The organism is Halobacillus sp. Cin3, from assembly GCF_947311855.1.
Lineage (GTDB): Bacteria > Bacillota > Bacilli > Bacillales > Halobacillaceae > Halobacillus > Halobacillus kuroshimensis.
On the sequence record NZ_CAMZMV010000001.1, the window covers coordinates 473,513 to 488,571 of the forward strand.

General features: G+C 45.9%; 18 protein-coding genes. 11 read left to right on the forward strand and 7 right to left on the reverse strand.

Going from position 1 to position 15,059, the window contains the following annotated elements; all coding sequences use genetic code 11:
* Positions 1 to 14: 14 nt before the first annotated feature.
* Complete coding sequence (locus QMA39_RS02640; RefSeq protein ID WP_277988074.1) at positions 15 to 1,085, reverse strand: aromatic acid exporter family protein; 1,071 nt, start codon at positions 1,083 to 1,085, stop codon at positions 15 to 17.
* Between the two features lie 129 nt (positions 1,086 to 1,214).
* Here QMA39_RS02640 and QMA39_RS02645 point away from each other — a divergent pair, with 129 nt between their 5' ends.
* Positions 1,215 to 2,102, forward strand: coding sequence for a polysaccharide deacetylase family protein (locus tag QMA39_RS02645; protein WP_281657930.1), 888 nt, complete (start codon positions 1,215 to 1,217; stop codon positions 2,100 to 2,102).
* 212 nt (positions 2,103 to 2,314) lie between these two features.
* Positions 2,315 to 2,425 (forward strand): GapA-binding peptide SR1P, encoded by a 111-nt coding sequence (locus QMA39_RS02650; RefSeq protein ID WP_084162990.1) that lies wholly within the window; start codon positions 2,315 to 2,317, stop codon positions 2,423 to 2,425.
* Between the two features lie 44 nt (positions 2,426 to 2,469).
* Here the strand turns inward: QMA39_RS02650 and QMA39_RS02655 are convergent, their stop codons facing one another.
* Entirely contained in the window at positions 2,470 to 3,939 is a 1,470-nt protein-coding gene (locus QMA39_RS02655; RefSeq protein ID WP_281657931.1) for an aminotransferase class I/II-fold pyridoxal phosphate-dependent enzyme, read from the reverse strand.
* 108 nt (positions 3,940 to 4,047) lie between these two features.
* Here QMA39_RS02655 and QMA39_RS02660 point away from each other — a divergent pair, with 108 nt between their 5' ends.
* Positions 4,048 to 5,019 carry a nitronate monooxygenase family protein gene (locus QMA39_RS02660; protein ID WP_348646586.1) on the forward strand — a complete coding sequence of 324 codons (972 nt, stop codon included), beginning with the start codon at positions 4,048 to 4,050 and terminating at the stop codon, positions 5,017 to 5,019.
* Between the two features lie 16 nt (positions 5,020 to 5,035).
* Positions 5,036 to 5,308 (forward strand): UPF0223 family protein, encoded by a 273-nt coding sequence (locus QMA39_RS02665; RefSeq protein WP_281657933.1) that lies wholly within the window; start codon positions 5,036 to 5,038, stop codon positions 5,306 to 5,308.
* Between the two features lie 33 nt (positions 5,309 to 5,341).
* Here QMA39_RS02665 and QMA39_RS02670 read toward each other — a convergent pair whose 3' ends face one another.
* Entirely contained in the window at positions 5,342 to 5,983 is a 642-nt protein-coding gene (locus QMA39_RS02670; RefSeq protein ID WP_281657934.1) for a DUF1054 domain-containing protein, read from the reverse strand.
* 180 nt (positions 5,984 to 6,163) lie between these two features.
* Between QMA39_RS02670 and QMA39_RS02675 the strand changes: the two genes are divergently transcribed.
* Positions 6,164 to 6,352, forward strand: a complete 189-nt coding sequence (locus QMA39_RS02675; RefSeq protein WP_027954065.1) for a hypothetical protein — start codon at positions 6,164 to 6,166, stop codon at positions 6,350 to 6,352.
* A gap of 185 nt (positions 6,353 to 6,537) precedes the next feature.
* The gene (locus QMA39_RS02680) at positions 6,538 to 7,347 is read left to right on the forward strand and encodes an inositol monophosphatase family protein (RefSeq protein WP_027954066.1); all 810 of its coding nucleotides are present in this window, start codon (positions 6,538 to 6,540) and stop codon (positions 7,345 to 7,347) included.
* A gap of 48 nt (positions 7,348 to 7,395) precedes the next feature.
* On the opposite strand, the gene QMA39_RS02685 is transcribed toward QMA39_RS02680, so the two are convergent.
* Positions 7,396 to 7,569: a hypothetical protein gene (locus QMA39_RS02685; RefSeq protein ID WP_169516183.1), complete on the reverse strand. Its 174-nt coding sequence runs from the start codon at positions 7,567 to 7,569 to the stop codon at positions 7,396 to 7,398.
* Between the two features lie 132 nt (positions 7,570 to 7,701).
* Here QMA39_RS02685 and QMA39_RS02690 point away from each other — a divergent pair, with 132 nt between their 5' ends.
* On the forward strand, positions 7,702 to 8,079 hold the full coding sequence (locus QMA39_RS02690; protein WP_027954067.1) for a YlaH-like family protein: 378 nt from the start codon (positions 7,702 to 7,704) through the stop codon (positions 8,077 to 8,079).
* A 43-nt stretch (positions 8,080 to 8,122) separates the two neighbouring features.
* Here QMA39_RS02690 and QMA39_RS02695 read toward each other — a convergent pair whose 3' ends face one another.
* Entirely contained in the window at positions 8,123 to 8,326 is a 204-nt protein-coding gene (locus QMA39_RS02695) for a YlaI family protein (protein ID WP_084162991.1), read from the reverse strand.
* A 132-nt stretch (positions 8,327 to 8,458) separates the two neighbouring features.
* On the opposite strand from QMA39_RS02695, the gene QMA39_RS02700 reads away from it, so the two are divergent.
* On the forward strand, positions 8,459 to 8,749 hold the full coding sequence (locus tag QMA39_RS02700; protein ID WP_242520247.1) for a hypothetical protein: 291 nt from the start codon (positions 8,459 to 8,461) through the stop codon (positions 8,747 to 8,749).
* 31 nt (positions 8,750 to 8,780) lie between these two features.
* On the opposite strand, the gene QMA39_RS02705 is transcribed toward QMA39_RS02700, so the two are convergent.
* Entirely contained in the window at positions 8,781 to 9,359 is a 579-nt protein-coding gene (locus QMA39_RS02705) for a YhcN/YlaJ family sporulation lipoprotein (protein ID WP_027954069.1), read from the reverse strand.
* A gap of 88 nt (positions 9,360 to 9,447) precedes the next feature.
* Complete coding sequence (locus QMA39_RS02710; RefSeq protein ID WP_027954070.1) at positions 9,448 to 9,942, reverse strand: hypothetical protein; 495 nt, start codon at positions 9,940 to 9,942, stop codon at positions 9,448 to 9,450.
* 90 nt (positions 9,943 to 10,032) lie between these two features.
* Between QMA39_RS02710 and glsA the strand changes: the two genes are divergently transcribed.
* The 3 genes from glsA to pyc all read left to right on the forward strand — a co-directional run bounded on the left by glsA (position 10,033) and on the right by pyc (position 14,956).
* Positions 10,033 to 10,962 (forward strand): glutaminase A, encoded by a 930-nt coding sequence (gene glsA, locus QMA39_RS02715; RefSeq protein ID WP_027954071.1) that lies wholly within the window; start codon positions 10,033 to 10,035, stop codon positions 10,960 to 10,962.
* Positions 10,963 to 11,049: 87 nt separating this feature from the next.
* Complete coding sequence (locus QMA39_RS02720) at positions 11,050 to 11,328, forward strand: YlaN family protein (RefSeq protein WP_035531509.1); 279 nt, start codon at positions 11,050 to 11,052, stop codon at positions 11,326 to 11,328.
* A 184-nt stretch (positions 11,329 to 11,512) separates the two neighbouring features.
* Positions 11,513 to 14,956 carry a pyruvate carboxylase gene (gene pyc / locus QMA39_RS02725; RefSeq protein ID WP_281657935.1) on the forward strand — a complete coding sequence of 1,148 codons (3,444 nt, stop codon included), beginning with the start codon at positions 11,513 to 11,515 and terminating at the stop codon, positions 14,954 to 14,956.
* Positions 14,957 to 15,059 lie beyond the last annotated feature (103 nt).

The following is a 15,059-nucleotide window of genomic DNA, read 5'->3' on the forward strand; positions in this document are numbered from 1 at the left end:
CATAAAAATCAGGTCTAAAAGTAGCACCTTTTCACGACATGCATCTGTTTTTCTGACAAATTTTGCAATTCTTCCAGGACATCGTGAAAACAAAGCATTTCGTAGATTAAAATGGTTTGAGGGGGTAAGTGATGCCTGTACCCGGTCTGTTTCACGACATGTTCTTCTTTCCATTTCCAAAATGCTTCATCCAATTGATGCACCATATTGAATTGTTTCTCTCTGATCGAATGAGCCGGGTCAAGCAGTACATTGACATATTCATCCGTCAGTTCGAGAAGCAGATCTTTTTCGCTTTCTGTAAAATCAGAGGCTTTAGTCTGGACATACTGCAGGTTCCCCAAATGATAGGCAATCTGCTGAAAAGCAGCAAGCTTTCGCTGTGAAAGTTGAAAAGAAACCATCTCTTCATCGGTATGACGATGGTACTTCCACTCTTCACGCTGATACCGGGACAACTGGTTCGTTTTTTCCAGTTGGGCAGTGAGTTGTCGGTATGACCGCTGGATCCCACGGGATTTCTCTTTAGAATCTGCCGTTACATTCTCGATTATACGCCTTAAGAGCAGACCAGCTTGATTATACAGACCATTGATGTTTTTGTAAATCGTGGGGGAATAGTTGGGTGGAAGCAGGAAAAAATTCACAAATGTCGATATGATGATCCCAATGGATGTAGTACCCAATCTTGTGAAAAACGAAACAAAATATTGGTCCTGAAAATCGGGAATCATAGCTGTAGCTGTGATCGTTGCCACCAAAATCCCATCATCAAGTTTTAATTTGTGGCAGACGGCAATCGTAGCCATCGCGACCAGCGCGAATGTCAGCGCCCCTTTACCGAACAACCCATAAAAGGCGGTTGCAAGTAAAGCCCCGATTGCTGATGCAGGAAACCGGACCGCTGCCTTCTTAATGGAATCTGCTGCCGTATGCTCGATTGTAACGATGGCTGTAATAACAGCAAAGATGATCGGCAAATTAAAAAAACCGCATATTAATGCAGTCAAAAAGACAGAGATTCCCGTTTTCAACGTTCGGCTTCCCAAAATCTTAAAATTCTTCAATGTATGAAGCATAACCATCACCCATATGTCGTGTCTTCTGACCACGGTTTACTATTATATAATAAATTACCCAAAAACGATAGAAAAAATGTCGGATAATCTATTATAATGATAAAAGTGGAAATACATAACAGTGGAGGGTCAAAAATGAAACGATGGTTTAGTGTGTTCCTGCTTTTGCTTGTATTCCTTGCTGCCTGTGGCGGTAACGAAGGTACTTCAGGGTCAGAAGAAGATCAGACAGCGTCAGATGAACCGGCTGCTGAGCAGCAGGAAAAGGACAGTACGGAGTCGTTGGAAAACCCTGGAGAAGGGGAAAAGGAAGAAGAGGAAACGGAACAATCATCAGAAGAGGAAGAGGATGCGCAGGAAGCTTTCGTGCAGAAAGAGGCACAATATGAGATGACAGACAACTGGTCATTCCAGCCGATTGCAGATGCTGATCCGAAGGTGGCCTTATTAACGATTGATGACATTCCTGATGCACATGCCATGGAGATGGCCGAAACATTGAAAGAGAAAGGCGCGCCCGCCATTTTCTTTGTAAATGGACACTTTTTAGACACTCCTGACGAAGAACTGGCAGAAAAGAGAAAACAATGGGTGAAGGCCATTCATGAGATGGGCTTCCCGATTGGAAACCATACTTATTCTCATAAGGATCTAAAAACAATGTCCGAGGAAGAACAGCGTGAGGAAATCCTGACTGTAAGTGACCAGATTGAAGAAATTACCGGGGAACGGCCGGTGTTTTACCGTTCGCCATTTGGGTCGAATACAGACTTTGTCAAGGAGCTCGTAAAGGAAGAGGGCATGCTGTTGATGAACTGGACGTATGGCTATGATTGGGAACAGGAATACCAAAATGCGTCATCACTCGCTGATATAATGGTTGATACACCATTGCTGGCCAATGGCGCAAACTTACTGATGCACGATCGTGACTGGACGAATAAGGCTCTCGGGGATATTGTAGATGGATTGAGGGATAAAGGGTATACCCTGCTTGATCCAGCGCTTATTCAAACACCTTAAATAAGGACATTAACCATGATTAAAACAGGAAGCCGGGCGGCTTCCTGTTTCTTTATTCTTTTTAAAAGAACAGGATCATATAATGGTAGGTAGGTGACTTATTAGTATGACATATATTTTAAAAAGTTATACTAAAAGGGTTGATTTTCACAATAAGCCATATTAAAATAAAACTACACTGAAAACGATTACAAATGAAGGGGTGGATATGAATGGGAACAATCGTATGTCAAGACTGTCAAAAGGTGATTGAGCATTACGAAAACGAGAAGGTTTCTACTTTATACAGCACATGCCCGACATGCACGGATACCGAGAAATAAACCTAAAAAAGCCGGACGCTATGAAGCGTCCGGCTTTTTTAGGTTTATTTGAAGGCTCTCTGTTCACGGATGACCCGGATTGTTTCTAAGGTATCATCAACAGGTCCCTGGACAGGGAGTCCTGCCTCCACGTTTTCATAAATGTAATCAATGTTATCGGCGGTAATGATTTCTCCCGGAATGAAAATAGGGATACCCGGAGGGTAGACCATTACAAATTCGGCACTGATTCTGCCTGCGGCTTTTTTTAAAGGAACGGTCTCGGTGGTGGAGTAGAATGCCTCTCTAGGAGAGAGCGCAAGAACAGGGATGTCGGGAACTTTTACAGAAACGGGTGTCACTTCTGCCTCGGTCCGGCAAAGATCTGTTAAATGATGCAGCGCCTGTACAAGTTTTTCGACTTCCTGCAGGCTGTCGCCTGGAGTGATGATACAAAGAATATTGTAAAGGTCGGAAAGTTCCACCTCAATGCTGTAATTCTCCCTCAGCCACACTTCAACATCGTAACCGGTCATGCCGAGATTTTTTACTGAAATAATCAGTTTGGTCGGATCATAGTCGACTGTTGCGCTGGACGATAAAATATCGGCACCTGGACAGAAAATGGCTGGAATTTGATTGAGCTTTTCACGTGCTCGATCGGCCAGCAGAATAGCATTTTCCATCAGTTGATGTCCATGAATGGCAAGATGACGTCTTGCTGTATCCAGGGAGGCCAGAAGAATATAGGAGGTCGATGTGGTATGAAGCATCGACAATACAGCCTGTACACGTTCATGAGACACAAGCCCTTCCCTGATATTCAAAACAGAGCTCTGCGTTAATGATCCGCCCAGCTTGTGGACGCTGGTGGAAGCCATATCCGCCCCGGCCTCCATGGCAGACATAGGCAGACGTTCATGGAAGTGAATATGGACACCGTGTGCCTCATCCACAAGGACGGGTATATCAAAGCTGTGGGCAATATCCACAATCCCTTTTAAATCAGCCGATACACCGAAATACGTCGGATTGATAACAAGCAGGCCTTTAGCATCCGGATGTGCTTCACAGGCCTTCTTTACGGCGTCTGTCGTAATCCCGTGGGAAATACCGAATCGTTCATCCAGTTCCGGATGGATAAAAACGGGCTTGGCCCCTGAGAAAATGATCGCAGTGGTTACCGATTTGTGGACGTTTCTTGGAACAATGATTTTATCGCCCGGCTGGCAGACACTAAGAATCATCGTCATAATGGCCCCTGAGGTCCCCTGAACAGAAAAGAACGTGTAGTCCGCGCCAAAAGCCTCTGCTGCAAGCTCCTGTGCCTCTTTGATCATGCCTTGGGGATGATGGAGATCATCCAATGGCTGTATATTAATTAAATCAATGGATAATGCATTTTCACCGATAAAGGAACGGAATTCCCCGTCCATTCCACGTCCGCCTTTATGACCGGGGATGTGAAATTGTACGGGATTGCGCTCCCGGTGTTTTTTCAACCCTGTAAACAGGGGGGTTTCATGTTGATTCATGTATGGGAACACCTCTTTATAATAGAAAAGCAAATGAATTATAGCAGAGTCCAGAACCTTGCGCCAGTCTTTTATGTCTCCTTTTTCCAATCGTGCTAAAATAGAAGTATGGAGGTGGAGCAAATGAAATGGAATACACGAGTGACGGAACTTTTGGATATTACATACCCGGTGATACAGGGAGGGCTGGCCTATCTGGCCTATTCGAATCTGGCCGCCGCTGTTTCGAACGCAGGCGGGCTTGGTCAGCTGACAGCTATGAGCATGGATGGTCCCGAACACTTAAAAAGAGAAATTAAAATGGTCCGGGAAAAAACCAACCGCCCGTTCGGAGTCAATTTTGCGATCGGCCAGCACGGGCGCCCTTTTGAAAAAATGGTGCAGACAGCCGTTGATGAGCATGTGCCCGTGGTTTCTGTTACTGGAGGGAACCCACAGGGTGTTTTGGAAGCGCTTAAAGGAACCGGCATTAAAACGCTCGTCCTTGTTGCTGCCCGGAGGCAGGCGGTTAAAGCTCAGGAGCTTAGGGCGGATGCTGTGATGGTGGTCGGTCATGAAGGTGGTGGTCACCTCGGGCGTGATGATGTGGGGACGCTCGTCCTTACTCCACAGGTTGTCGATGCCGTCGATATTCCGGTTATTGCTTCCGGGGGAATTGGCGACGGCCGGGGATTAATGGCTGCGTTGTCCCTTGGTGCGGAAGGAGTGGAAATGGGCACACGTTTCATTGCTACAAAAGAGTGCACCCATGCGCACCCCGCCTACCAGGATGCCTTGATTAAAGCAGATGAAACGTCAACGACCGTCATTAAAAGAAGTTTAAAAGCTCCGGCCCGGGCCTTGAAAAATGACTGGACAACTCGTATTTTAGAATTGGAGCAGGAAAATGCCGGCTATGACGGTCTCCGCTCCTATATCAGCGGGGAAGCGAATAAAACATTCATATATAAAGGACAGGCCGGTCAAGGCTTTGGATGGGCCGGACAGATTGCCTCCCGCATCCATGATGTTCCAACGGTCGAAGAGCTCTTTGCCCGGGTGATCAAAGAAGCGGAGGACATCCGCACCCGCTGGTCCTGATGAAGGAGGAAAAAAGATGAGTTATACTTATCCAATTGATGAAATCCACTGGTCAAAGGAAGAGATCATCGATGTTGTGAATTTCTACAGCATCGTTGAGCAAGCGTATGAGCAGGGAGTGAAACGGGACGACGTGCTGCTGGCTTATACGAGGTTTAAACAGATTGTGCCATCGAAGAGTGAAGAGAAAACGCTCTGCGGGGAGTTTGAGAAAGAATCCGGATATTCCTGTTACCGTACCGTAAAGCAGGCACGCAGTCTCTCAGAGGGTGCTCGATTGAAAATGTGAAGAAAAAAGAGACACACGTCTGACGTGTGTCTCTTACTTTTCTTCCAGTTGTTTCGTAAAACGATATAAAGGCTCCAGCGTCTGGAATGTCTCGCGGCAGAATTCAATGAAGGCCTCAGGATCCTTCAATCGGTCATCTCCACGCTGAAGCTGACGTCCACATAGGATTTCGGCTTTCTTGACTGTTTTCAACCGTTCCGTCATTTTGGAAAATGCTTCGTCATCCACATCACTGTGAGGGGCCGCTTCAGGCTTCGTATGATCGACAGACCACACAAAATCCCCAGGGATGTGCGAAAGGATATCCTCTTTATTCTCTTCCAGCTTGGAAGCGAAGTCTACTTTGATTGGACTTTCATAAATGACGGCAAACCATACAAATACGTGAGTTTCCCACAAGCCGATCTGGAAGTGGGGGAGTTTTTTATAGCCGCGTTTACTGGAGGCGAGAGCGGCCCACGTATCGTTTGGCGGATTGGTTTTGCGACGGGCATGTCTGGCGACGTGGACAAACATTTCATCGCCTGTCATAGCTGTAACATCCGCCGAAAGTTCCTGCGCTGCCGCTTCAAGCTTAGGGGAGATCCTTTCCCGCAGAGCTTCCATTCGATTTTCCAGTCCGGGAATGGAAAATACGTCAAAGTCTTCTTGTTTAAAGCCTGTAAAAGTCGTCAAACTATCATCTCCTACCATTTCTTCCATAATAGTTTAACACAATTCGACAAAGTTACTAAGGGATGTGTTTGACTGGTTTGAAGCTGTGAAAAATGGGTTACATATAAGTAATCTAATTGAAACTTCTGTCGTTAAAGCCACATATATATATGGTAAGGATTTAAAAGGGAGGGATTGGCAATGAAACATGTTATGGAAGCGTTGCGTAAGAGAGAAGCTGAAGAGAAGCTCCCGGTAATCCGTATGGAGATTGATTATGAACTGGTCACCCTGCATGATGCCATGATTGCAGGAGACGCCGAGCAGATGTCAAAGACAAAAAGGCGCCTGATTGAACTTCGTAAACAATTGATTGAATGGTCGATCTAGAACCAGGCAGCGATAAAGTTGCCTGGTTTTTTTTGTTCCCTGTAAAGGGATGAATCCTGTACCGCAAGCCTCCCTCTACCAATTGAGGCAGCTTGAAAGATTTGTGTTGGAAGAGGATCAAACATGCATTTGTTGTCTGCATTTGGTACGATTAAAGGTGAGACTGATAAAAGGGGTACGATGCTATGGATCAACAGACAAAGAATGAAGTGTTCGATCAAGCTAAAGCATGGATACTGGAAGCGGGCGAGCGGATCAAATCAAACATTGATGCCCCCCGTTCCATTGAAACAAAATCCAATCCGAATGACCTTGTAACAGAAATGGATCAGCAGACGGAACAATTTTTCGCAGAGAAAATTAAAAGTGCCTACCCGGATCATTATCTGCTTGGAGAAGAAGGTTTTGGGGATGAACTGGAAGACCTCGGAGGGACCGTCTGGATTGTGGACCCTATTGACGGCACGATGAACTTCGTCCACCAAAAACGCAATTTTGCTATATCCATTGGCATTTACGTAGATGGTATAGGGGAAATCGGCTTTATTTATAACGTCATGGAAGGGACTCTTTACACAGCGAAACGAGGGGAAGGGGCATGGAAAAACGATGCGCAGCTTCCACAGCTTAGTAAAGAACGTCCATTAAAGCAGTCGATTCTCGCTTTGAATACAACCTGGCTCATTCCAGAAAACCCATTTATAGAACATAAAGGGGTGGAAGAACTGGTGAAGACGCTTAGAAGCACGCGTTCTTACGGGTCTGCCGCTCTTGAACTTGCATTCGTCGCTGAAGGTATTCTCGATGGATATTTAACGATGACCCTTATGCCCTGGGATTATGCAGCAGGTAGTATCCTCGTCCGCGAAGTAGGTGGAATCGTTACCCGTGCAGATAAAGAAGATCTGGATCTATTAAATAAAACAACCGTGCTTGCCTGCCGGTCCAACATTCATGAAGAAATCATCAACGATTATGTACAGCTGAAAAGATAGAACAAAAGCGACCTTGGGAAAAGGTCGCTTGTTTTGTATGCGGATGAATTAATCAGCATGAATTTCATCCCGTTTTCTTTTGCGGCGGAGACCGACGCTCATAAGAGCAAATCCGGAGAGGAAGAGGAGTCCGGCCAGCCAGAACAATTTCTGGCCGATGGCAAATCCGACAAAAACGAAAGATAAAATAACAAGAACAGCAAGCAGTGCATTGTTCATCATGGTCTAAAATCACCTCTATTCGATACCAGTATATCGGATTTTAACGCGGATGAAAATGGTTTCACGGGTAGCAACTCTGTCTCGTTTCTAGTAATATAGAAAAAAGGACAGGATCTCATGAGGAGGAACATCATGCAGGATACATCGACGCTTCCAGTACCGACGGATTTATGGCCGGTGGCCGACTTCTTCTTCCGCGGGCTTGGAAGCGAAGTGAATTTAAATGATGAAAGCGAAGTAACGATGTTGTTTCGTTCATTTATGCTGTTATACTTAACGACTGTCATTTTAGCGGTCATTACATTCAAACTGGGATTTGCAAGGAAACTCCCTTTGCTGAAGACCATTGTTGTTTATGCCGTTCTTATTATCGGTACGTTCGTGTTGACGTTGATTCTGGGACTGAATCTGCCTGTACCAGAAAGTCTGCTTGTAGCCGCATTGATCCTTGGTATTTACAGGGTGAGGCTTCACAGGGAGCGCTCGGCCAGGCAGCAGGGAGAATCGTAAAACGGGAAAACCCGGCTTCATTGAGAAGCCGGGTTTTTTATCATTAACTTAAATGTTTTTCTCTTTTACGCTCGCGATGGAATTTGAAATCACCGGTGGCCAGTCTTTTTTTCGTATTCTCAGCTATACGCTCATGACATGGCTGACACATATACGTGTTGATCCGCCGGTTTCTTAACCGTTTCGCCTGAAGACAGTAGCTGTCTATTTTTTCAATATGATCACAAATCACGCATTGGACACGCATATACTCACCTCTATTTTCTTAATACGGTTTCCTCTAGTGTAACACATGTGAAAATTTAGAAATAGATGGAGTTTCCACGTTTTAACGGAACTTGGTTTGGGAACTGTAATTACAGAAGTCATGGAAAGGATGATGATAGTGAGAAAACGCTGGATGGTTACAGCAGCAGGCGCCGTTGCCGGCGGGGTAGCTGCCTATTTTCTAAAAGACGGTGACAACAGACAGAAAGTAAAGGATAAAGCAGGTTCACTTCAAAACCGCCTGAAAAAAGGTGACGATATGCCGATTGAGGAAGCGGGTAAACCGGAAACCGCTGATCTGGAAAACTCTAAAATGGTAAATGAGGGATCCCAGTTTGGCGTTCAGTACTATAATGAACTGACAGAAAAGGAAAGAGAAATTCTGGAAAAAAGCAACAGCTAAATCCTTTTTAGGATTTAGCTGTTTTTCTGTACTAATTCGAATGCGATTGTTCCTTCTCTACTTGATCCAGTTTTTCCTGTTCTTTTTCCGGAATGGAGTCCTGGTTGTCATTGGATCCCGGTTCTTCATTGATAGGACCTTCCGGCATGTATCGGGCAATAATCTGGCTTAGTTCATCGGTCAAGGCGTGGACCGGGTGACCCTGAGAGGCTTTGTCCCCGATCCCTCTGAGGCGTTCGACGATATCAGCATCCGCAAATACGGCGGCCTGCTTTCCGTAAGGATCATTTTTCAGCGCCTCAGCAACTGAATATTTAATAACACCGACTCTGGAGCGGTCCAGGTTTTTGTCTACATCGATGCCGACTGCTACATAATCACCGAGAACGACGGCTGTGGCATCATGGACATCCGGAACTTGTACAGCAAGCTCTGCTAAATGTTCGGCTGCTTCTTCGCTTGTCAGCGTCTTTTTCTCGATGGGATCAGAATCAGATACGTATTTGTACTTTGGATCGCTCTGCTTTTCTTCCAGGAGAGATTGTTCATTTTCACCCTGCTGACAGGCACTAAGGAGTAGGAAAGCAGCTATCAATAGAAACTTCTTCAAAGGAAACCACCACTTTTTTTACTTATAGTCTGTGTCTGAGGAGAGATAATATACAAAAAGGACAGCTGGAGGCAGCCGTCCTTCGTCTTTACTGAAATACGATTTTTTTAATTCCTTTGACAGGAGTGTCGCGGTTCGAACCATCTCCGAAATATAAATGAACAGGCCCCTGAGTCTGTAAAGGTTTTCCGTTTTCTGCAAATAAAAGAAGGGCATCTTTCAAATCATCGGCATGGATGATTTCTTCTCCCTGATCGGAAACGAGCGCCGCTTTTTCTGAATCCGCGGAAGGCTCACTGGTTTGCAGGAAAGGTAGAAGGGGCATTAGGAAAGTGCCGTTTATAATTCTCTGCTTTTCGTACCGGTTGATGCTTTTATTTACAGGTGGATTCAGTTTCTGCTGGTAAACTTCTCTGTCGAAGCGGAGGGATTTCCGTTTCAGTTCATCCTCCTCCTCAGGGGACACTTCCGGGGATTCCCCTTCAAATGCTTCAGTAAATGTTAATTTGCGGTCATCAAAAATCCATACGGTGGGGTCTAAAGTAATCGGGAATTTTACTTTTCCAGTTAGTTGAACAATCATGGCTGAAGCCACCTTTCAAAATAGTAAGAATCATCCATCCAAAATCATAGCAGATAATGAATTCGATTTCATTAAAGGAGGCTCTTTTCTTTGATTAAAGATATTTCTGAACAAGTATTAAATGAATGGCTTGATAATGTTCGTCCCTACGCCTACGATGGCCAGGTGGCCGATTATATACCTGCACTGGGCAGACAAAATCCTGAAGACCTGGCCGTTGCCATCCATTACTTGGATGGGGACACGGTAGAAGCGGGACAGACGGAAGTCCGTTTTACGCTTCAAAGCATATCGAAAGTCATCTCCCTGGCCCTGGCTCTAATGGATAATGGGGAAGAGTATGTGTTCGACAGGGTGGGGATGGAGCCGACTGGTGATCCGTTCCACTCCATTTACAGACTGGAGCAGATCCCATCCAAGCCGCTGAATCCGATGATCAATGCCGGGGCGCTTGCTGTGACCAACATGATTCACGGGGCGACACCTGACGAAAAAGTTGGTCGTCTTTTGAGCTTTGTTCATGATTTAACGGATGATCACAGCATCCGCTACAACGAAGAAGTGGCAAGTTCAGAATTCGAAACGGCCTTTTTGAACCGTTCCCTGTTGTTTTATATGAAGCAGCACCAGATCGTGACCGGCAGTGTAGAGGAAACGCTCGATGCTTATACAAAACAGTGTGCGATTGAAGTCAACGTCTGTCAGCTTGCACGGATCGGGGCTCTGCTCGCCAATGAGGGACGGGACATTTCCTCGGGTCGCCGAATCATTCCGAAGCATCTTGCCCGTATCTGTAAAACCTTTATGGTTACCTGCGGGATGTATGATGCTTCCGGGTCCTTTGCCATTAAAGTTGGAATTCCTGCCAAAAGCGGTGTCTCCGGATCGGTTCTGGCTTCTCTGAATAATTTCGGAGGGATAGCTGTCTATGGTCCGAGCCTGGATGAAAAAGGAAACAGTGTCGTAGGGTTGAAGCTTCTGGAAACATTGTCCAATCGATACGACCTCTCCATCTTCTAAGCCGCCTCCATTCCATTGTTGCAATTTTCACGCCGAGACGATAATATAGTTAGAAGAAAGACTTGTGTAATGGAGGGGATTTCAATGTTGTCTGATGTGGCTGTGGATCATCGGGAAAAAGCCTATGCCCTTCTAAAAGCTGACGCTGATAAAATATTAAGACTGATTAAAGTCCAAATGGATAATCTCACAATGCCCCAGTGTCCACTATATGAAGAAGTTTTAGATACACAGATGTTTGGATTATCCCGTGAAATACATTTCGCAGTTCGCTTGAATTTAATCAGCGAAGTAGAAGGTAAGGATTTACTGGATAACTTGGAAAAGCAGCTGAACGTTTTGCACGAAGCTGCCCAGAAGTCATAACATAAAGCTCAAATTGCGACAGATCCTGTTGTAGTTTGAGCTTTTTTTATGTCAATTCTTAAAAGAACGTACGCTTCTAGTCGGGGGAAATGTAAAATTGTCAGATTTGAAGGAATTTTGCCACGGTATGAAGAATCTAGGTAAGCGGAGCAAAAGATTTTACGTACATAGAGGGAGTGGGAGAATGACAGAGGCAAAGAAGATCAGTAAAGTACTTGTGGCGAATCGTGGAGAGATCGCCATCCGTGTATTCAGGGCGTGTACAGAGCTTAATATCCGGACAGTAGCGGTGTATTCCCAGGAAGACACCGGTTCCTATCATCGTTATAAAGCTGATGAGGCTTATCTCGTTGGGGCAGGGAAAAAGCCGATTGATGCGTACCTTGATATTGAAGGCATGATCGATATTGCCAAAAGTGTCGGAGTGGATGCCATTCATCCAGGCTATGGTTTTCTATCTGAAAATATTCAGTTTGCCAGACGTTGTGAAGAAGAAGGGATCGTTTTCATCGGTCCGACCAGTGACCATTTAAATATGTTCGGGGATAAGGTGAAAGCAAGGGATCAGGCTGTTCAGGCAGGCATACCGGTGATCCCGGGCAGTGATGGACCAGTGACAGGGTTGAAGGAAATTCACGATTTCGGAGCCAAGCATGGTTTCCCTCTTATGATTAAAGCAGCTATGGGAGGGGGCGGCCGGGGAATGAGAGTGGTCCGAAGTGCTGAAACACTGGACGAGTCGTATGACCGTGCCCGTTCGGAAGCGAGAGCAGCTTTTGGAAGTGATGAAGTCTACGTTGAAAAGCTGATTGAGGAACCCAAGCATATCGAGGTGCAGATCATCGGAGACCGCGAAGGAAATATCGTTCATTTATATGAACGGGACTGCTCTGTGCAGAGGCGTCATCAGAAAGTTGTAGAAATTGCTCCGAGTGTGAACTTGAGTGACCAGCTGAGAGAAGAGATCTGTCAGGCAGCTGTCAAGTTAATGGAAAACGTTTCTTATGTCAACGCCGGAACGGTTGAATTTTTAGTGACGGGTGAAGAGTTCTTCTTTATTGAAGTGAATCCACGCGTCCAGGTTGAGCATACCATTACGGAAATGATCACAGGAGTGGATATCGTCCAGACTCAGATCATGGTGGCTGAAGGCCGCAGTCTTCACAGCAGCCACATAGGAATTCCGAAGCAGGAAGAGATCCGTACTCATGGGTTTGCTATCCAATCAAGGGTTACAACAGAAGACCCGCTTAATAATTTCATGCCCGATACCGGAAAAATTATGGCTTACCGCTCAGGTGGAGGGTTCGGTGTGCGTCTTGATGCGGGCAATGGATTTCAGGGAGCGGTTATTTCGCCGTATTATGACTCCCTGCTCGTGAAGTTGTCTACGTGGGCGCTGAGCTTTGATCAGGCGGCACATAAAATGCTGCGGAACCTGAAGGAATTCAGAATCCGCGGGATTAAAACGAACATACCGTTTCTGGAAAATGTTGTGCAGCACAAGCAGTTTCTGTCAGGAGAGTATAATACGACATTTATTGACCGGTCTCCGGAGCTTTTTGTCTTTCCCAAGCGGAAAGACCGTGGGACGAAGATGCTTACGTATATAGCGGACAGGACAATTAATGGATTTGAAGGGTATGGAAACAGGAAGAAGCCGGTATTCCCTAAGCCGCGTATTCCTTTGATCAAACATTCTGAACGGATGCCCGATGGGACGAAACAGATTCTTGATGAGCAGGGACCAGAAGGCCTCGCCGCTTGGCTGAAAAGTCAAAAGGAAGTACTGCTGACCGACACCACCTTCCGTGACGCGCATCAATCCCTGCTGGCTACACGTGTCCGTACAAAAGATCTGGAAAATATTGCGGAACCGACGGCACGTCTGCTGCCGGATTTGTTTTCGCTTGAGATGTGGGGAGGAGCGACTTTTGATGTTTCCTACCGATTTTTGAATGAAGACCCGTGGGAAAGACTGATGAAGCTGAGAGCCAAAGCCCCGAACGTGCTCTTCCAAATGCTTTTACGCTCATCCAATGCAGTAGGTTATAAAAATTATCCGGATAACCTGATTCGTGAGTTCGTGGATAAGAGTGCATCTGCGGGTATTGATGTCTTCCGGATTTTCGATTCCTTGAACTGGGTGGAAGGGATGAAGCTGACGATCAATGCGGTTCGGGAATCCGGTAAAGTGGCAGAAGCGGCCATGTGCTATACCGGTGACATCCTGGATACAGGCAGACAAAAATATGACCTGACCTATTATAAAAAGCTGGCGGAGGAACTGGAAGAGGCTGGTGCCCACATCCTCGGAATCAAGGATATGGCGGGACTATTAAAACCAGAAGCCGCCTATCAACTGATTTCCACACTGAAGGAAACCGTAGATATTCCGATCCATCTTCATACACATGACACCAGCGGCAATGGACTGCTCACCTACAGTAAAGCTGTTGATGCAGGCGTGGACGTCGTTGATGTGGCTGCTGGTTCGATGGCCGGCCTTACTTCACAGCCGAGTGCCAACAGCCTCTACTACGCACTGGAAGGGCATGAACGTAAGCCTGAGCTGAACATCGAATCCTACGAAAAGCTTGGTCATTACTGGGAAGACATCAGAAAATACTATCAGGATTTTGAAAGTGGGATGAATGCCCCGCATACCGAAGTGTATGAACACGAAATGCCGGGAGGGCAGTACAGCAACCTTCAGCAGCAGGCAAAAGCTGTCGGTCTTGGTGAGCGCTGGGACGAAGTGAAGGGTATGTACCGCCGGGTGAACGATATGTTCGGTGATATTGTTAAAGTCACACCTTCCTCCAAAATTGTAGGAGACATGGCTCTTTATATGGTACAGAATGATTTGAATGAAGATGACATTTATGAAAAAGGAGAGTCTCTTGATTTTCCGGACAGCGTCATTGAATTTTTCCAAGGATACCTCGGTCAGCCCTATGGAGGATTTCCGGCTGAACTGCAGCGGATCATTCTGAAAGGAAGAGAACCCATCCAAGTACGCCCTGGAGAACTACTGGAGCCGGTCGACTTCAATAATTTAAAGGAAACACTCTTCCACTCTCTGGACAGACAGGTGACAAGTTTTGATATGATCAGTTATGCGTTGTATCCGAAGGTATTTATGGATCATCAAAAATTCAGAGAGCAGTATGGAGATATGTCTATGCTTGATACGCCGTCCTTCCTTTATGGAATGAGACTCGGGGAGGAGATCGAAGTTGAAATCGAACAGGGGAAAACCTTGATCGTAAAACTCGTCTCGGTTGGTGAACCTCAGGTCGATGGAACGAGGACGGTATACTTTGAGCTGAATGGCCAGCCCCGGGAGGTCGTCGTCAAAGACGAAAATGTAAAAGCGGCAGTCCAGGAGCGTCCAAAAGCAGATAAAACAAATCAAAAGCATATCGGTGCGACGATGCCCGGCACTGTGATTAAAGTTTTATCCAGTAAAGGGGAAAAGGTGAATAAAGGCGACCATTTGATGATCACGGAAGCTATGAAAATGGAAACCACCGTGCAGGCTCCTTTTGATGGTGTCATCAAAGACATTTTCGTCACTAATAATGCAGCCATTCATGTTGGCGACCTTTTGATTGAGTTTGAATGAAAAGAGGATCAATGAATAACACCAGCACCTTCAATTAGATGAACCCCCGGTAACCCCGCTGTTGTGCTCCCAGAGAGTACAACAGCGGGGTTTTCTATTGTGC